13 protein-coding genes are annotated in these 17,651 nt (G+C 63.4%); 4 read left to right on the forward strand and 9 right to left on the reverse strand.

The genetic code is table 11. The features are described 5' to 3' along the window. Positions 1-71: 71 nt before the first annotated feature. Together NKI15_RS05445 and NKI15_RS05450 are read right to left on the reverse strand one after the other, a co-directional pair. Positions 72-1,367, reverse strand: a complete 1,296-nt coding sequence (locus NKI15_RS05445; RefSeq protein WP_023704507.1) for a Mur ligase family protein — start codon at positions 1,365-1,367, stop codon at positions 72-74. 179 nt (positions 1,368-1,546) lie between these two features. Next, positions 1,547-2,293, reverse strand: a complete 747-nt coding sequence (locus tag NKI15_RS05450) for an SDR family oxidoreductase (protein ID WP_027049416.1) — start codon at positions 2,291-2,293, stop codon at positions 1,547-1,549. Positions 2,294-2,615: 322 nt separating this feature from the next. Here NKI15_RS05450 and zwf point away from each other — a divergent pair, with 322 nt between their 5' ends. From zwf to edd, 3 genes are all read left to right on the forward strand, one after another. Continuing rightward, positions 2,616-4,085: a glucose-6-phosphate dehydrogenase gene (zwf, locus tag NKI15_RS05455; RefSeq protein WP_023669307.1), complete on the forward strand. Its 1,470-nt coding sequence runs from the start codon at positions 2,616-2,618 to the stop codon at positions 4,083-4,085. After that, on the forward strand, positions 4,067-4,783 hold the full coding sequence (gene pgl / locus NKI15_RS05460; RefSeq protein WP_023707965.1) for a 6-phosphogluconolactonase: 717 nt from the start codon (positions 4,067-4,069) through the stop codon (positions 4,781-4,783). Before zwf ends, pgl begins: the two co-directional genes overlap by 19 nt. A 64-nt stretch (positions 4,784-4,847) precedes the next feature. After that, positions 4,848-6,671 (forward strand): phosphogluconate dehydratase, encoded by a 1,824-nt coding sequence (edd, locus tag NKI15_RS05465; protein ID WP_023704509.1) that lies wholly within the window; start codon positions 4,848-4,850, stop codon positions 6,669-6,671. Between the two features lie 77 nt (positions 6,672-6,748). Here the strand turns inward: edd and NKI15_RS05470 are convergent, their stop codons facing one another. From NKI15_RS05470 to NKI15_RS05485, 4 genes are all read right to left on the reverse strand, one after another. Further along, positions 6,749-8,407, reverse strand: coding sequence for a vWA domain-containing protein (locus tag NKI15_RS05470; RefSeq protein WP_352514667.1), 1,659 nt, complete (start codon positions 8,405-8,407; stop codon positions 6,749-6,751). Positions 8,408-8,642: 235 nt separating this feature from the next. Continuing rightward, a complete protein-coding gene (locus NKI15_RS05475) occupies positions 8,643-9,641 on the reverse strand; it encodes a GlxA family transcriptional regulator (protein WP_032891834.1) in 999 nt (332 codons plus the stop codon). 17 nt (positions 9,642-9,658) lie between these two features. Next, positions 9,659-10,558 (reverse strand): bifunctional methylenetetrahydrofolate dehydrogenase/methenyltetrahydrofolate cyclohydrolase FolD, encoded by a 900-nt coding sequence (folD, locus tag NKI15_RS05480; protein ID WP_352514668.1) that lies wholly within the window; start codon positions 10,556-10,558, stop codon positions 9,659-9,661. Positions 10,559-10,898: 340 nt separating this feature from the next. Continuing rightward, positions 10,899-13,187, reverse strand: coding sequence for a GumC family protein (locus NKI15_RS05485; RefSeq protein ID WP_352514669.1), 2,289 nt, complete (start codon positions 13,185-13,187; stop codon positions 10,899-10,901). Between the two features lie 198 nt (positions 13,188-13,385). Between NKI15_RS05485 and NKI15_RS05490 the strand changes: the two genes are divergently transcribed. Continuing rightward, positions 13,386-14,681, forward strand: coding sequence for a lipopolysaccharide biosynthesis protein (locus NKI15_RS05490; RefSeq protein WP_352514670.1), 1,296 nt, complete (start codon positions 13,386-13,388; stop codon positions 14,679-14,681). Here NKI15_RS05490 and NKI15_RS05495 read toward each other — a convergent pair. The 3 genes from NKI15_RS05495 to NKI15_RS05505 are packed head-to-tail and all read right to left on the reverse strand — an operon-like array spanning position 14,678 to position 17,561. Further along, entirely contained in the window at positions 14,678-15,601 is a 924-nt protein-coding gene (locus NKI15_RS05495) for a DUF6492 family protein (RefSeq protein WP_352885809.1), read from the reverse strand. The genes NKI15_RS05490 and NKI15_RS05495 overlap by 4 nt on opposite strands. Next, complete coding sequence (locus NKI15_RS05500; RefSeq protein WP_023715617.1) at positions 15,598-16,392, reverse strand: WecB/TagA/CpsF family glycosyltransferase; 795 nt, start codon at positions 16,390-16,392, stop codon at positions 15,598-15,600. The genes NKI15_RS05495 and NKI15_RS05500 overlap by 4 nt, the downstream gene beginning before the upstream one ends. Then, entirely contained in the window at positions 16,389-17,561 is a 1,173-nt protein-coding gene (locus NKI15_RS05505; RefSeq protein WP_352514672.1) for a glycosyltransferase family 4 protein, read from the reverse strand. Before NKI15_RS05505 ends, NKI15_RS05500 begins: the two co-directional genes overlap by 4 nt. Positions 17,562-17,651: the final 90 nt, after the last annotated feature.

A 17,651-nucleotide genomic window follows, 5' to 3' on the forward strand; every position in this document is an offset into this window, starting at 1 on the left:
TAGCCCAGCCTAATATGCGTCGTGCCAAGTTCCAGAGTCAAACGGGCGCTGGCGTGCTTCAGCCAAAGATTCTAGCGGCCGAGGAGCCGCAGCAGTCTGTGCTTGCGGCGCTTCGATTTTCTCTGCGCCACAAACTCACGGTGCTGCTCAAACGGCACTTCATAGAGGCCGCATTGCTCGCATCCCTCGGTCTTGCCGCATACCGAAACCCAGCACTGGACGTCGTGGGTCCAGGCAAGAGCGACACGCTCGAGGTGCAGATTGGACGAGCTCTTGAGCAGGATCAACTCGTCAGGCTGCGCGGTTTGGGCGATGTAGTCCGACACTTCCCTGGCCGTGCGCAATTCGATGAAGCGGCCGCTGTCGCGATCTGCCTGGTTCGCCTTGGAGCGATGGGCATGATCGCCGGCATAAATCACCTGGTCTGCAATCTCGCGCGCGCTGCTGTAGGCTTGGGCATATCTGTTATTCGAGCCGGAAAAATCCGATAGCTGGCCAAGAACGATACGTTTTCGCCCGAATGTCGATCCGGCTACCATGTCGAAGGCAAGGCTCAGCGAATGCCAGGGCGCCTTTGCGGCATCCACGATGAAGTGGGGGCCGCCCGCGGGGACGAGCACCTGGCCGCGATTTTCCAGAGGCTGGAACGTCGCGGTTCTGTCCTTGACCATCTGCGCAGGCACGCCCAGCTCAAGAGCGGTTGCAACCGCCGCTGACGTCGGCAGCCAGAAATGCTGGCCGGGGAACGACGTCTCGATATCGAGCACACCGCCGCGCCAGTGGAGCGAGAACCGCAACGGCTTGGGATAGGCTGCCTCGATATCGCTGACGCGATAATCCGCCTGCTCCGATGTGCCGAATGTGACGGAACGGCAATAGCTCGCCGAGGCCATGCCCATCACAAGAGGGTCATCGGCATTGAGCATCGCGAAGCCGCCCGGCTCCAGCGCCGCGACCAGGGCGCTCTTTTCTCGAGCGACGTTTTCCACAGTCTTGAAACTGGCCCGATGCTCCAGCCGGACCATTGTGACAACAGCCACGTCGGGGCGAAGCAACTCGGCCATGGGCTTCATTGTATCCGGGCCGAATGCAGCAGCCTCGAAGACGACGTAGTCGGTTTTGCCGCCCTTTCCCATTCGCCTGGATAGGGTCGAGACCAACAGTTTCATAGTGTTGGCCAGAACCTGTGTGTGGACCGAACCCTGGCCAGCCAGGATGTGTCCAAGCAGGCTTCCCGCCGTCGTCTTGCCGGAGCTTCCGGTAACACCGATGAAAATTGCCTTGCTTCGCGCCCGCGCACGCTTGGCCAGGTAAAGCCGCAGCCGCCATCCCAGATCGTAGCGACTTTTCTGCTGCCTGATCTTCATCACCCGCCAACACTATCCACGATCCGTTATGCCTTTCGGGGGATCGAGAAGTCAAACTGGGGTCCGGCGTGACGACGTCAACTGTTCGTTCCTCGGCCGGCCGGCGCACCGATGCGAACTCTTGCCGACATTGCTCTGTCTGCCATGCATTGCGAACAGCGAGGTACTTCCCGAATTGCTCAAATGCAGCGGCCGCCGTCGACCTCCAGCGCCACACCGGTGATGAAGGCGGCTTCGTCCGACGCAAGCCAAAGCGCAGCGTTGGCGATATCGAGCGGCGTCGACAGACGGCCGAGCGGTATCGAGGCACGGAATTTCTCGCGGATCTCCGGCGTGTCAGTGCCCATGAATTTCTCCAGCATGCCGGTCTCGCCGGCGACCGGGCAAAGGCAGTTCACGCGGATGTTCTTGGGCGCGAGTTCAACCGCCATCGACTTGGTCGCGGTGATCGCCCAGCCCTTCGAAGCATTGTACCAGGTGAGCCCCGGCCGCGGCCGCAGACCGGCGGTCGAAGCCGTGGTCAGGATGACGCCGCCGCCCTGCCGCTCCATGATCGGCACCACGGCAAGTGCGGCGTGATAGATCGCCTTCATGTTGACTGAAGTGATCAGGTCGAAGGTCGCCTCGTCGACGTCGAGCATGTCGCCATTGCGATGGGTGTAGCCGGCATTGTTGACCATGATATCGATGCGGCCGAAGGCGCTTTTTGCGGCATAGACCATCTCGTCGAATTCGGAACGCTGCGAAACATCGGTCTGGGTCCAGATCGCGGCCTGGCCGATCTCTGCTGCAACGCGCTCCGCGCCCTTGGCGTTGAGGTCGGCGACGACGACCTTGGCGCCCTCTTCGGCAAAGCGCCTGGCCATGCCTTCGCCGAAACCTGACGCAGCACCCGTGATGACGGCAACCTTGTTTTCCAGACGCATGCTTTTTCCGCTCATTGAAGACCCACCTCGCAAGCGCATTTTTCCTTTTTGTTTGATGCGTGTCTGTCTCCCAGAACCGCTTCGCACTTCTGGGCGACACGCATTAGCTTTCGTCACATTCCCGCTTTATGTTGCAGGCGCGAAAGCCCCGGGACCATCGCTTGACGAAAAGCCTCCGGGTGGGAGCCAGTGTCAAGGCACATTTGGAGCGAATCAATATGCAGTGATTTGGCCTTGATGTGACACCATGGCACTGGATAGTTTAAATCGATTAGATTATATCCTGCCGCGTCACAGCGAGCGGCGTCAAAGCGGACAGACCATGACCAGCCAGATCATTCCCGTCGAGCCTTTCGACTTCATCATTTTCGGCGGCACCGGCGACCTGTCGGAACGCAAGCTGCTGCCCTCGCTCTACCACCGCCAGCGCGACCACCAGTTTTCCGAGCCGACCCGCATCATCGGCACCTCGCGCTCCAAGATGAGCGACGAGGAATTCCAGGCTTTCGCCAAGCAGGCGATTTCCCAGCATGTGAAGCCGGCCGACATCGACGCCGAGGAACTCAAGACATTTCTTGCCCGGCTGTCCTACGTATCGGCCGACGCGACGACGGGTGCCGGCTTCGACAAGCTGAAAAAGGCGATCGGCGAAAGCGACCGCATTCGCGCTTTCTATCTGGCGGTTGCGCCGGCGCTGTTCGGCGACATCTCGCACCAGCTGAAAGCCCACAATCTCATCACGCCGAATTCGCGCATCGTGCTGGAGAAGCCGATCGGCCGCGACCTCGATTCGGCGCGCAAGCTCAACGACGTGGTTGGAGACGACTTCCACGAAAGCCAGATCTTCCGCATCGACCACTATCTCGGAAAGGAGACGGTGCAGAATCTGATGGCGCTGCGCTTTGCCAACGCGCTCTATGAGCCGCTTTGGAATTCTGCCCATATCGACCATGTGCAGATCACGGTGGCCGAGACCGTCGGTCTTGAAGACCGCGTCACCTACTACGACAAGGCCGGCGCGCTGCGCGACATGGTGCAGAACCACATGCTGCAGCTGCTCTGCCTGGTTGCCATGGAGGCGCCATCGTCGATGGATGCCGATGCCGTGCGCGACGAGAAGCTGAAGGTGCTGCGGGCGCTGAAGCGCATCAACGGCAATGAGGCACCCAAGCACACCGTGCGCGGGCAGTACCGCGCCGGCGCCTCTGCAGGCGGCGCGGTGAAAGGCTATGTCGAGGAACTTGGCAAAGACAGCTCCACCGAGACTTTCGTCGCCATCAAGGCTGAGATCGGCAATTGGCGCTGGGCCGGCGTGCCGTTCTATCTCAGGACCGGCAAAAGGCTGGCGACCCGCGTTTCGGAAATCGTCATCGAGTTCAAGCCGATCCCGCATTCGATCTTCGGCGACAGCGCCGGGCCGATCTCAGCCAACCAACTGGTGATCCGGCTGCAGCCCGACGAAGGCGTCAAGCAGTTCATCATGATCAAGGATCCAGGCCCAGGCGGCATGCGGCTGCGCCAGATTCCGCTCGACATGAGCTTTGCAACATCTTTCGACGGCCGTGCGCCGGACGCCTATGAACGGCTGATCATGGATGTTATCCGCGGCAACCAGACGCTGTTCATGCGCCGCGACGAGGTCGAGGCGGCATGGAAGTGGATCGACCCGATCCAGAACGCCTGGGAAAGCGCCAGGCAGGAGGCGCAAGGCTATACGGCCGGCACATGGGGTCCCTCGGCCTCGATTGCGCTGATCGAACGCGACGGGCGGACATGGCACGAAAGCAATTGAGCGAGCCCGTCTATAACTGGAACGGCTTTGCCGGGCGCCAGGATCTGGCGGCAGCCCTTGCCGGCAATGTCGCGGCGCGCCTGACCAAGGCCATCAACGAGCGCGGCACGGCCCTGCTTGCCGTTTCCGGCGGCACCACGCCGGCAAAGTTCTTTGCAGCACTTTCGGCCATTCCGATCGCCTGGAACAAGGTGACGGTGACGCTGGTCGACGAACGGTTCGTGCCGGCCTCCTCGCCGCGCTCGAATGCGGGGCTGGTCGCGGCCAACCTGCTGCAGAACAAGGCGGCTGCCGCGCACTTCGTGCCGCTTTACCATGAGGCGGCAAGCATCGAGACCGCCGCGGCGGCCGACGATGCGGCGCTGAAGGCTCTGCCCTGGCCCCTCGATGTCGTCGTGCTCGGCATGGGCGGCGACGGCCACACCGCCTCGTTCTTTCCCGACGCCGAGAATCTCGGCGATTTGCTCGACCCCGCCTCATCAAGGATCGTGCTGCCGGTTCACGCGGCAAGCGCCGGCGAACCCCGGTTGACGCTGCCGCTGGCGCGGATCGTCGACGCCGGCTTCATCGCGCTGCATATAGAAGGCGAGGACAAGCGCACCGCCTTCGATGGTGCGATGGGACCGGGTGCGAAAAAGCCCATCCGCAAAGTGCTCGAAGCGGCACCCATCCCGGTAGAGGTGTTCTGGGCACCCTGATTTCACGCAAAGCAGTCCCGGCAGACGGTGGAGGACGTTCTTCCGGGGCTCGAAAGGACCGACCATGACAGCCAGACGCGACATCGAAGCCATCACGGAACGCATCCGCCAACGCTCGAAAGCCGGCCGCGAGCGCTATCTCGGCCGCATCGCCGAGACCTCCAGCCGCGCCGCCAACCGGGGGGTTCTGTCTTGCGGCAACCTCGCGCATGGCTTTGCCGTCTGCAGCCCGTCTGAAAAGCTGGCGCTCGGCGCCGACAAGGTGCCGAACCTCGGCATCATCACCTCCTACAATGACATGCTGTCGGCGCATCAGCCCTTCGAAACCTTCCCGGCGCTGATCAAGGAAGCCGCGAAGGAAGTTGGCGGCATCGCGCAAGTGGCCGGCGGCGTGCCCGCCATGTGCGACGGCGTGACCCAGGGACAGCCCGGCATGGAGCTGTCGCTGTTTTCGCGCGACGTCATCGCCATGTCGGCGGCGATCGGCCTGTCGCACAACATGTTCGACGCCGCCGTCTATCTCGGCGTCTGCGACAAGATCGTGCCCGGGCTGGTGATTGCAGCCCTCACCTTTGGCCATCTGCCGGCGGTGTTCGTGCCGGCAGGGCCGATGACGACGGGCCTGCCCAATGACGAGAAGGCCAAGGTTCGCCAGCTCTATGCCGAGGGCAAGGCTGGGCGCGCAGAACTACTCGAAGCGGAGTCCAAATCCTATCACGGGCCGGGCACCTGCACCTTCTACGGCACCGCCAACTCCAACCAGATGCTGATGGAGATCATGGGCCTGCATACGCCCGGCGCCTCGTTCGTCAATCCGGGCACGCCGCTGCGCGACGCGCTGACGCGTGAGGCGACGAAGCGGGCGCTCGCCATCACCGCGCTCGGCAACGCCTACACGCCGGTCGGCCGCATGATCGACGAGCGCTCTTTCGTCAATGGCGTCGTCGGCCTGCACGCCACCGGCGGCTCTACCAACCACACCATCCACCTCATCGCCATGGCGGCGGCCGCCGGCATCACGCTTACCTGGCAGGACATTTCCGACCTGTCGGAAGCGGTGCCGCTTCTCGCGCGCGTCTATCCGAACGGGCTTGCCGACGTGAACCATTTCCATGCCGCCGGCGGGCTCGGCTTCCTGATCCGCGAATTGCTTGACGAAGGCATCCTGCATGAGGATGTGCAGACGGTATGGGGCGAAGGTCTCAGGCCCTATGCGGTCGAAGCCCGGCTCGGCGAAGACGGCAGCGTCGTGCGTGAAGCCTCGCCGCTGCAGAGCGGCGACGAGAAGGTGCTGGCGCCGTTCAAGAAGGCCTTCCAGCCGACCGGCGGCCTGAAAGTGCTCGCCGGCAATCTCGGCCACGCCGTCATCAAGACGTCCGCCGTGAAGCCGGAACGCCGCGTCATCGAGGCGCCGGCCAAGGTGTTCGACAGCCAGCAGGGACTGAACGAAGCCTTCAAGGCCGGCACGCTGACCGGCGACTTCATCGCCGTCATCCGCTTCCAGGGCCCGAAGGCAAACGGCATGCCGGAACTGCACAAGCTGACCACCGTGCTCGGCATCCTGCAGGATCGTGGCCAGCGCGTCGCGCTGGTCACGGACGGGCGCATGTCTGGCGCTTCCGGCAAGGTGCCGGCGGCGATCCATGTAACGCCGGAAGCGGTCGAGGAAGGGCCGATCGCCAGGATCCATGACGGCGACATCATCCGGCTCGACGCCGATGCCGGCACGCTGGAAGTGCTGGTGCCGGGGCCAGAGCTCGCGCTGCGCCGCACGGCCGACATCGATCTCATCGGCAACGAGTTCGGTTTCGGCCGCGAGCTGTTCGCCGGTTTCCGCCAGCTGGTCGGCCGCGCCGACCATGGCGCCAGTGCTTTCGGCACGGCCTGAGGCATCATTGCCTATTTTGTAAAAAGGGCGGCTCGAGCTCGGTTTGAGGCCGCCCTTTGGTGAGGGATGGATGGCGATTACGGCTGAACCGTAATCTCGCTCCGTTCGCCGGCCTTGACCGTCACCGGCATTTCCTTGTCATGGCCTTGATCGGACATGTGGCGGAGGACGACATAGTCGCCGGCCGGGATAGTCTGCTGCCAGGTGTCGCCATAGTTCAGGCCGAGCGCCTTGCGGTTGCCCTGGATATCCTTCTTCGACGACAGCACCTCGATCGAATAGGCACCCGGCGCCGACATCACCAGCACGCCGGCATCGAGCGTCACCTTGACGTCCTTGACGTCGCCAACCTTGACGCTGAAAGGCTGCTCGACGGTTGCGAGCTCAAGCGAGGTGACCGCGACATAGTCGTCCGGCGGCAGCCAGAACTTGCTGTCGGGCCCATAGGAGTGGGCGACATCGTCACGCGAGCCGTCGATCTTTTTCTTGGCCTTGACGATCTGGACGCTGATGCCCGAGGAGTCGGCCTTGTCGCCGCCTGCAGTGTAGTAGGCGTTGACGGCGGCATGGCCGACGCCGACGACTATGTCTTTTTCCACAGTCTGCCCGGCGGCGAGCTGGATGTTCTCGGTCACCGAGCCGCTGCCGATCGCAACCGTCACCTTCTGCTCACCAGCCGGCACGATGATCCTGGTGTCGCCATAGTGGGTGGTGCTGCCGCCCGGGAAGGCGAAGTCGAGATGGGCTTCGTCACTGATCTCGGCGCCCTGGCTTGGCTTCGGATGGATGAGCATGGTGCCGGCGTTCAAGGTGAAGAGCGGCTTGTAGACCTGGCCCGCCTCGATCTTGACCTTCTGTTCCGCCCGAGCTTCGTCGGCGCGCGCGACGACGACATAGTCGCCCGGCTCGAGATTGGCCTCGTAGTTGTTGTACTGGGTGGTGACGGCCTCGCCGCGCGTGCCATCGGCCTTGGCCTTGTAGACCTCCCAGGCATTGCCGTCGGTGATCGGATCGCCGCCTTCCGCCATGACCACGGTCGGGATGAAATTGAATTCGGGCTTTGCCGGTTCAGGGGCAGGCGCCGGAGCGGGTTCGGGTGCCGGCGCCGGAGCCGGCGCGGCGACGGTTTCGACCAGTGCTTCCTGCAGCGCCTTCTCGTCCGAGGCCTGGATATATTTGCCGCCGGTGTTGTCGGCAAGGCAGGCGATCTGCTTGCCCTCGTCAGCGGTCAGGCCGAAGCCGACGACGTCGACGGTGAAATCGACGCCTGAGGCCTCCAGTTCCTTGCCCAGCGCGCACGGGTCACCTTCACAGGTTTCAAGCCCATCGGTGATGAGAACCACGGTCGCCTTGTCCTCGGTGTATTTCAGAGCTTCGGCCGCCTGCTTGACGGCTGCGGTCAGCGGCGTCTTGCCGAGGAATTTCAGGCTGTCGGCAGCGGCCGAAATGGCGCTAGCCGAGCCGGCTTGCGGCGGCACGATCAGCTCGATGTCGTCGCAGCTGCCCTTTTCGCGGTGGCCATAGGCCATTAAGCCGATCTCGTCGTCGCCCGGGACCGACTGCAGTACGGTCCTCAGCGATTCGCGCGCGATCTCGAGCTTCGGCTTGCCGTCGATCTGGGCCCACATCGAGCCTGAAGCGTCAAGAATGATGATAACCTTATTGGCGGCAAAGCCGAGCGAAGTCATCGACAAAAGGAGCAGCGCCGCAGCGACGCTCCGCAAAAGTCCCGCCATCGAAATCTCCTTGAGGCCGCCCTCTGATCCGCGCCGGAAGCTATTTGACAGCGCGTCCGGACACAAGCCTGGAGCGGGTTACTAGATCATGATGAGATTTGGATGAAATCTCATCATGATCTAACCCTTTGTTGGAGCACGATCTTTTCCAAAAACCGGCACCCACTTTTTGGGATCATGCTTCTAACGGTTGCAGTGTAACAGGATCGGCGCCGGCAGAGCTGGTAACACGAAATCAGTAGGTGGTGCGCCGCTCTTCGGAAGGCGGACGGCCAAACTGCAGCCGATAGCTCTGCGCGAAATAGGAGTGCGAGGTAAAGCCGGTGGCAATGGCCACGTCGAGGATCGGCATGTTGGTCTGGCGCAGCAGTTCGCGCGCCCGCTCAAGCCTGAGCCGCATGTAGTAACGACCGGGCGTGACGCTCAAATGGCGCAGGAACAAGCGCTCGACCTGGCGCACCGACAGGCCCGCCGATTTGGCAAGCTGCACGGCTGATAGCGGCTCGTCGAGATGGTCGGCCATCAGTTCGACGATGCGCCTTAGCTTCTCCGACTTGCCGGTCAGGTCGCGCTCCGGCCCGACGCGCTGGCGGTCGCCGGCGGAGCGGATGCGCTCATGCTGGAACTGGTTGGCAACGCCGTTGGCGAGGTTCGAGCCGAAGTCGCCACGCACGATCTCCAGCATCAGGTCGATCGAGGTGGTGCCGCCGGCGCAGGTGTAGCGCTTGCGGTCGATCTCGAAGACGTTGCCGGTGCAATTGATGTCGGGAAAGCGCTCGACGAAGCCGGCGCGGTTTTCCCAATGGATGGTGCAGCGATAACCTTCGAGCTGACCGGCTTCGGCCAGGAGGTAAGAGCCGACCGACAACGCGCCGAGCGCATTGCCGCGCCGGCCCCAGCTGCGCAGCGCCGCCAGCACCTTGCTCTTGCCGGGGAACTCGACCGACAGGCCCACCGACACGAATAGGATATCGACGGGCGGCAAATCGGCGACGGCATAGTCGATCTTGAGCGGCAGGCCGTTGGAGGCCATGACGGGATCGCCGTCGGCCGAGACCGTCGTCCAGCCATAGAAATCGCGGCCGAGCAGGCGGTTGGCCGAGCGGAAGGTATCGATCGCCGCTGCCAGCGAAAACATCGAAAACTTGTCGACCAGCAGGAACGCGAATTGCCGGCCCCCTTGAACGGGATCATCCACGACCGGCCGTTCAGAGGGTACAGTAAGGTTCGGCAAAGAAGCTGCTTTCTGGGTCAGAAGGAAGGCCGCTTCAAGCCGGCCGCAAGGTAGGCTGAGGCTAACGTATTGGCCATCAGCATGGCAATGGTCATCGGTCCGACACCGCCGGGCACGGGGGTGATGGCGCCGGCGGCCTTGGCCGCTTCGGCATAGGCTACATCGCCGACGAGGCGGGTTTTGCCTTCGCCCTTCTCGGGTGCGGCAATGCGGTTGATCCCGACATCGATCACGGTGGCGCCGGGCTTGACCCAGTCGCCCTTGATCATTTCGGGCCGGCCGACGGCGGCAACCAGAATGTCGGCTGTGCGGGCCAGCGCCGGCAGATCCTTGGTGCGGCTGTGGGCTATGGTGACGGTGCAGTTGGCGGCAAGCAACAGATTTGCCATCGGCTTGCCGACGATGTTGGAGCGGCCGACGACGACCGCGTTGAGGCCGGAAAGATCCTTGCCGCGCACGCGTTCGATCAAAAGCATGGAGCCGGCCGGCGTGCAGGGCACGAAGGCTGTTTCGAGTTCGCCGGTGCCGAGCTTGCCGACATTGATGAAATGAAAGCCGTCGACATCCTTTTGTGGCGCGATGGCCTGGATGATCTTGCCGGCATCGATATGGGCGGGAAGCGGCAGCTGCACCAGAATGCCGTTGATGGCCGGATCGGCGTTGAGTTCGCCGATGATCTTCAGCAGTGCCGCTTCGGACGTGTCGGCTGGCAGCGTGTGCTGCAGCGAATAAAAGCCGCATTCCTTGGCGGTGCGCGACTTCGACGCGACATAGACCTGGCTTGCCGGATCCTCGCCGACGATGACCACCGCCAAGCCGGGCTGGGCCTTTCCCTTGGCGACTAGGTCCTCGGTCAAGGCCTTGACCTTCTGAACCACGTCTGCGGCGACGATCTTTCCGTCAATCACTTCGGCCATGAACCATCCTCGACATCATTCCAGCCAAGGCGCGGCGCGCGCCTTGAACGTTGCTTCGTGCATGTCATTGTTCCAAACGTTCCGCCCATTCGGGTAAAAGCCCGACGGCAGCGCTTTTTTGGGCGCCATGCTGCGCGGCATTTTCACGAAATTTGGCCTAAGCAATCCCGTCAAAGCGCCGTCAAATGCCGTAAACTCGAAACCGGCAGCTTTTATTCTGTTCTGACGGGCTAGAGCGACTCATCCTTTCACGGAAAGGCTGAACCGCTCTATTTCTTGTTTTGACGCAATTCCCAAGGGAAAGCGCGCTACGCGCTTTTCACACTTTTCCTGGAATTGCTCAGAAATAGCGGCGGTGCGAACGGCTTTCGGTGAGTTCGCGCACCGCTTCGCGAAATTCGCGCAGGCCGGCACGGATATCGTCGATTTGCGCCTGCTGGTCTTCCGGCACCGCCCCAGCGGGCTGCGGAGAAGACCACTGCCCGGACGCCGCGGGCATCGGCTGAGCCTGCGAATAGGCATAGTCAGCCGGCTGACGAGGCCGCGCGTAGCCAGGCTGCTGCGCAGGGGATTTGGCGTGCGGAACCTCGTTCCGGAAGTCCGGCTGGCGATAGCCCACAGGCTCCTGCACCGGCCTTGTATATTCGGCGGCTGGTTGGGCGCGGTAGGCCTCGACAGGTTCGCCTGACGTCCCGCTACCCGGCGCGGCTTTGCGCATCGCCGAGAACAGTCCGTCGAACAGACCTGGGCTCCGGGCGGGAACGGCCGCGGTCGGCAACACCGGAGGTGCTGCCGGTGGCGGCGCCACAGGCAGCGGCGCGCGATAGACCTTGTCCTCGACCGGAGGGCGGCGCTCGTCCATTCTGCCGCGCGAACGCGAATTGGCAGCGCCGCGCAGGCTGGCAAAGGCGCCGCGCATGGCGCCGACACCGATGCCCGAAGCAAGCCCGAGCAGCAGGCCGGCCATCGCTATTACAGCCCGCGACGGTCCGTTGGGTTCGAGCGGCGGTTGCGCGGGGGTCATCAGATTGATGTTGGTGGTGTTGATGTTTTGCTGTTCGCCGGTCTCCTTGGCGCGCAGAAGGTACTGTTCGTAGACGGAGCGTTTGGCGGTGGCATCGCGCTCCAGTTCGCGCAGGCTGACCAGATCGCTGTTGACGTCGCCGCTCTGGACCTTTGCCTGAGCCAGGCGGGAAGCGAGATCCTGCTCAAGCTGGACCGAGCGCTTCAAGTCGACCTGCAGCGACGAGGCGATGCGGCGCAGTTCGCCTGCGATGCGCTCGCGCGAGCCGTCGAGCTGGGCACTGAGCGCCTGGTATTCGGGATGACGCGGTCCCAGACGCACGGCGGCGCGGTCGGCCTCCTGCTTCAAAACTGCATATTGCGCGCGCAGTTCGCTCATCGTGTTGGAATTGATTTCTTCCGGCAAGGTGCCGTTGATGACCGAATTGACGTCCAGCGAACGCGCCGACGCGGCCCGGGCATTGAGTTCCAGCGTACGGGCCCGGGTGACTGAGAGCTGCTCGTTGAGCTTCAGCATCTGGTCGTCGCTGATCAGATGGCCCTGCGCGTCGACGAGATCATGCGTGGCCCTGAAATCCTCGACCTTGCGCTCCGCTGTCTCGACATTCTTGCGCAGGTCATCGAGCTTGGCCGTCAGCTGGTCCGTCGCGCGCCCGGCCATCCCGAACTGGTATTGGGCCGCCTCCTGTTGGAAAACGTCCCTGGTCGTATTGGCTATCTCCGCCGATTTGTCGGCGCTTTGAGTGGTGGCGCTGATGGAAACGACAAAGCTCTTGCCGCTGCGCTCAACCGACAGGCTCTTGGCCAGATTGCCGACCGCCAGCGCCTGGCGGCGCACTTCACCGCCGCCGCCAAGGCCATCCTGGCGCGACAGTATCGAGCGAATGAGCGACAGGACGCCAAGGCCGCCAGAGCCCTGTCCGTTGAATTCCGGATCGTCGACGAGATTGAGATCGGCCACGACCTTGTCGAGGACCTTGCCGGATGTCACCATCTTGATGCGGGTTTCGACAACAGCCAGCGCCGCATCGGGCTGCCCGACCGGTTGGGTGAGATCGTTGTCGGAAAGCTTCAGGTCGCCTGGCTCGATGACCATCTGTGTGGTGGCTTCGTATTTCTTCGGTGTCGAAACGGCGACGGCGACGCCGAGCACCGTCCCCAATATCGTCGTCGAGACGATCAGCAACTTGGAACGACTAATGCCGCGGACGACCTGGAGCGGATCGATCAGCGGTTTCCATTCCTGTCCGTCATCGTCGTCGCGGTCCGGTCGCTGCTCGTGGAAAGAGCGGGGCTCATAGGCGGCGTGCTGCTGACGCCGGCCGGAAACAGGCTCCTCACGCGCGCTGGCGGCCGAAACGGATTCGCCGTCGGCTTGGAACTGCGGCGGCTCGGGCGGTGACGTTGGCGCCGGATTCGACCGCGCCTCGCGTTGCGAGCGGGCTATGCGGTGACGCGTGGCGGCATCCTCGCGCCATGACGGATCCGCCCGGTCACCGATCGAGACCGCCGACGCATCCGCCGCCTCATCGCCGCGCACGGCTTTGCCGAGCGCCAGGAGGGAGCGCTCGCGCCTCCAGTCTTCACGGTTTTCCCTGTCGACCATTGTCTCGAAACTTTACCTTCGACGGCGCGGGAGCGGCGGTCGGCCAATCGTTAAGTCACGCTAAACAGGCATGGGAAACAAAAGGTTAATTTCCGAAGTCTGCAAGTGAAAGTTTCTCGCTTCGCCACGCATTGCCGGGATCTGTAAAATGGCGTCAGAACCGCACGTTAAGCTTTCCGGCTTACGGCTTTCCTCGATATGACGCAGGCCAGCGACATACCGCAAAGGCGGACACTCGCCCGCATCGGCACCTTCCTTGCCGAAAGACGGGGGCTGGTTCGCGACTATCTTTCAGCCATCAGCGGCGCCGGCGGGCGGCTGGTGTTCTCGCTTGCCTATTTCATCGCACTTGCCAACACGCTGTCGATTGCCGAGTTCGGCATGTTCGCCACCGCCTCGGCGGCCGGCGTCATGCTGTCGCGCATCCTCGCTTTCGGCTTCATCTCGGCGCTTTACCGCACAGCCACCATCCGCCCCAATCTGATCGGCACCTTCACCGCCGGCTTCCTTTTGCTTGGCGCCGTGTCCTTACCACTGCTGGCGGCCGCCTCGTGGGGCGTCTACCTGATCTTCTTCGCCAGCACCGTTCCGCTGGCCGTCTTTGCCGCAATCGTCTTTGCAGAGGCGCTTTTGTGGCGGTCGGTCGAGGTGGTGCTGATCGTCAACAACGGGCTCGGCAAATTCGGCCGCGCCGCGGTGCTGTCGATCGTGACCACGGCGTTCCGTGCGCTGGGCGCCGTGCTGTTCATGCTGTCGGGCCAGCACAGCGTCTGGATCTGGTCGTTGTTCTACATCGGCGCCAACGCCGCCTCGCTGCTGCTGGCCTTCGGCTTCTATTATCCACGCCAGCGGCTGAGGCTGCGCACCGACCTCTATCTCAGGCGGCTTGCCGATTCGATCTATGTTGCCGGCGCCGAAGTGCTGTTCTACCTGCAGTCGGAATTCGACAAGCTGCTCGTCCTGGCGATCGGCGGGCCGCATCTGGCCGGCATCTATGCCATCATCATGCGGCTGGTCGACCTGACGGCAATACCGATCCGCACCTTCTCGATGATGCTGGTGCAGAAGATGATGCGGTCGCCGGAGCTGTTGTCGCGACTGCGGGTCAAGAGCGGTATCGAAGCCGGCGTGTTCCTGGTATCGACATTGGCGCTGGCCGCACTCGGCATCGTGCTGCATTTCTTCCCCAATGCACTTGGCCGGAATGTCGCCGAGGCGGCGCCCTTGGTGGCATTGGCAATCGGCGTGCCGGGACTGCGCAACCTGGTCGAATACCAGGCCGAGCTGCTGTTCGCGCGCGGCCAGACCGCGCTCAGGGCGCTCAACCTCGGCCTGCTGGCGGGGCTGAAGGCGGTGCTGTTGACCTATGTGCTGACCACGATTGCCGACACGCCCAGGCTTGTCGTATCGCTCAATGTCGTCTTCCTGCTGCTCTATCTCGCCTCGGCGCTGCTGACCTATTCGGCGCTGCGCAAGCCCGCCAAGGCAATCTAAGCCAATCCGACCAGGCGGCGGATGCGGCCGATATCGGTGCCGATGAAGGATTGCATGCCGATCGCCACCTGCCCCGGTGCCATAGCGGCGACGAAGCTGCGGAATTCGTCATCCGACAGCGCCTCCCCGGTCCAATGCACGCGGCAGAATTCCTCCGAGCCGTGGAAATGGCCGGCGCCCCCCAGCACATCGTCGACATAGCGGCCATAGATCATGCATTCGGAGAACCGGCGCACTGAAGCGATGACCTCGACCCAGCCGCGCGCGTGCACCTTCTCGATCTCGGCGCACATCGCCGTCACGGTCTGACGGCGCCAGGCGATCAGCGTCGAAATATAGTCGTGGTTCGAAACTTCGGATGCATCGACACCAATCGCCGAGGCCGCATTGCGCGACCAGATGCGATGCTCGTCGTGACCGTCGCTCGACAGCACGCCGTCGCGCCGGAACAGCCGCACCTTGCCGTCGCGCCAGAAGGCGCTCAGATCGAATGGCTTGAGGAAGGCGACGTCGGAATCACAGAAGACCAGCACGTCTTCTCCAGCATGCGCAGCGATGGCGATGCGGCGCAGCTGCTGCACATGCCAGCCGCGCAGCGGCTGGGTCTTGAAACTGAGCCAGATGCGACGGCGAAAGAGGTTAATCGGATCGTCGAACACACGCAACCAGCGCGGTAGCAGGTCGCGCTCGTCGACAACGCTGCGGCGGTCGTTTTCCAACTGGCGAAACAGCGCCACGTCGCGGTGCTCGACCAGAACGTAATGATGCGCCACGCCGGAGACATGGCGGTCGAGGGTCTCGCACAACAGGCGGCAGCGTTCGAAATCCGGCGCATAGCTGGCGGTCACCACTGCCGCCGTCGGCGTTTGCGGCAGGGCACCGGTCTCGGCTGCAGGGCTCGGCACGACGCGGCTGTTCACCGCAACTCTCCGGCGGGCTCGGGCCGACGCGAGAATTTCTGCCTGACGACACGCAGCAGGAACACCGGATTGCCGACGACGTAGCGGCGCCACAGCCGGCCGGGCTCGATGCACAGACGGAACAACCATTCGAGCCTCAGCTGGCGCATCCACAGAGGCGCCCGCGGCACCGTGCCGGAGAGAAAATCGAGCAGCGCACCGACGGCGATCGGCAGCGTGCAGTGGCGGGCATCGATATGACGGGCGATCCACAATTCCTGGCGCGGCACGCCCATGGCCACAAGCAGCACGTCGGGCCGCAATGCCTCGATGCGATCGACGATCGCCTGCTCTTCGGCGGGGGAGAAATAGCCGTCATGGATGACGACGAATTCGTGCTGCACCGCCAGCGCGGCCAGCCTGACCGACGCCGCCTCGGCGTTGGCGCGGGTGGCGCCAAGCAACCCGACGGTCAGCGGCCTCGCCGATGCCTGCAGAAAGGCCGGAATGAGATCAGTGCCGTTGAGATTGTCCGGGAACGGCGCGCCGTAGAGCAGCTTTGCCGCCAGATCGACGCCAACGCCGTCAGGCAGGATGAGGAAATCGTCGAGCGCCTCGGCAAAGACCGGATCGGTAGAGGCGATGTTGGCGTTGTGAGCGTTGAGAAAACTGACCTTGGTGAAGCGCCGCTCGGCGATCAGACGAGTGAGCAGCGCGATCGCGTCATCCCAGCCGATGGCAAGGACCGAAATGCCAAGGATCGTCTTCAGCGTATCGAGCCCGAAGGCGGCGCGGGCGGTGTGCATGTTCATGCAAACACCTCCTTCCCCACCGGCCCAAGCTTTTCCAGTCCGAGCCTGATGGCGGCATCCAGTGCCTTAATCTGCCTGCGATGGAAGGCGCTGCCATCGACATCCCTGACATCGGCCGCAGCTGCCTCCAGCGCGCCGGCGAAGGCGGCCGGATCGTCGGTGATGAAACAATTTGCCGGGCGATGATCGATGCCGCGCAGCGAACGGCTGGTGGCGACCGACGGCAGGCCGAGTTCGAAGGTTTCGATGGTCTTGAGCTGAACGCCGCTGCCCGCGGTGCTGATCAGTGGAATGACGGCGGCGCCGCGCACGAAATCCTGGGCGTCGGGCACACGGCCGACAAATTCGACACCGGGATGGGCAGAGGTGATATCCGACGGCATGTTGCCGGCGACCCTGATGCGAAAACTCCGGCGAAGATGCGGCACGACTTTTTCCAGGAACCAGTCGAGGCCGATGCGGTTCGGCTGCCAGGTCCAAGTGCCGATCAGCGCCGCGTCGCAATCGATGCGGCGCGGCTTGACCGGCTTTGGCGCCGTGGCAGTGGTCACCAGCGGCAGCACCGCCGAGCGGTCGTCGCTGGCAACGCCGAGTGCGGCGCGGTCTTCCTCGGCCAGCGTGAAGACGAAGCGAGCCCGGCGGCAGAGCCGCTCCTCCATGGTCTTGAGCAGCCTGGCCTCGCGGGCAAACAGCAGGCGCTGGAAGCGACTGTTTGCTGCTGCCGCATTCTCTTTGGCCGAACCATGTTCGACATTGTGGGCGACGAAAATCGAGGGACGGTCGGCGAACAGTTTTTCAAAGGCGCCGGCGAACTGCACCGAATTCAGGACATAGCCGTCGAAGGGACCGGCGCGCTCGATCGCGGCACTGACTTCGCTGTCGGAAACCGCGCGCAGCTTCACGGAAGCGAAGGTGAGCCCTGACAGCACCGCCTTGCCAAGCCAGGCGAGCTTCTGCCGCGCCGAGGCGCTTTCCGTGCGCACGTCGACGGCGCCGAGCACGATGGTGTTTTCGGGGTCGCTGGGCGCCTTGCCCGGCCAGATGAAGCCGATGACGGTGAGGCGCACGCCGGCGCGCCGCAAGGCGGCGATGATCGCAGCGTTGGCGATCTCATAGCCCGAAGCGAGAGCGCCGTCGGGCACGATCGATGTGGCGAACAGCAGATGCATCTCACCTATCCAAGCGTCAGCCACTAGCAAAGCTGGGTGAACCCTTGATTAAATCATGCGACGCAACGGCTGAAAGGCGCGGACCGGCAG

Source organism: Mesorhizobium sp. M0862, from assembly GCF_040319795.1.
GTDB lineage: Bacteria > Pseudomonadota > Alphaproteobacteria > Rhizobiales > Rhizobiaceae > Mesorhizobium.

Bases quoted from the DNA above. Each gene is read 5' to 3' on its own strand.
- NKI15_RS05485 (WP_352514669.1), bottom strand. From the start codon at position 13,187: ATGGTCGACAGGGAAAACCGTGAAGACTGGAGGCGCGAGCGCTCCCTC.
- NKI15_RS05470 (WP_352514667.1), bottom strand. From the start codon at position 8,407: ATGGCGGGACTTTTGCGGAGCGTCGCTGCGGCGCTGCTCCTTTTGTCG.
- pgl (WP_023707965.1), top strand. From the start codon at position 4,067: ATGGCACGAAAGCAATTGAGCGAGCCCGTCTATAACTGGAACGGCTTT.
- NKI15_RS05500 (WP_023715617.1), bottom strand. From the start codon at position 16,392: ATGAACATGCACACCGCCCGCGCCGCCTTCGGGCTCGATACGCTGAAG.
- zwf (WP_023669307.1), top strand. From the start codon at position 2,616: ATGACCAGCCAGATCATTCCCGTCGAGCCTTTCGACTTCATCATTTTC.
- folD (WP_352514668.1), bottom strand. From the start codon at position 10,558: ATGGCCGAAGTGATTGACGGAAAGATCGTCGCCGCAGACGTGGTTCAG.
- NKI15_RS05505 (WP_352514672.1), bottom strand. From the start codon at position 17,561: ATGCATCTGCTGTTCGCCACATCGATCGTGCCCGACGGCGCTCTCGCT.
- NKI15_RS05490 (WP_352514670.1), top strand. From the start codon at position 13,386: ATGACGCAGGCCAGCGACATACCGCAAAGGCGGACACTCGCCCGCATC.
- NKI15_RS05450 (WP_027049416.1), bottom strand. From the start codon at position 2,293: ATGCGTCTGGAAAACAAGGTTGCCGTCATCACGGGTGCTGCGTCAGGT.
- NKI15_RS05445 (WP_023704507.1), bottom strand. From the start codon at position 1,367: ATGAAGATCAGGCAGCAGAAAAGTCGCTACGATCTGGGATGGCGGCTG.
- edd (WP_023704509.1), top strand. From the start codon at position 4,848: ATGACAGCCAGACGCGACATCGAAGCCATCACGGAACGCATCCGCCAA.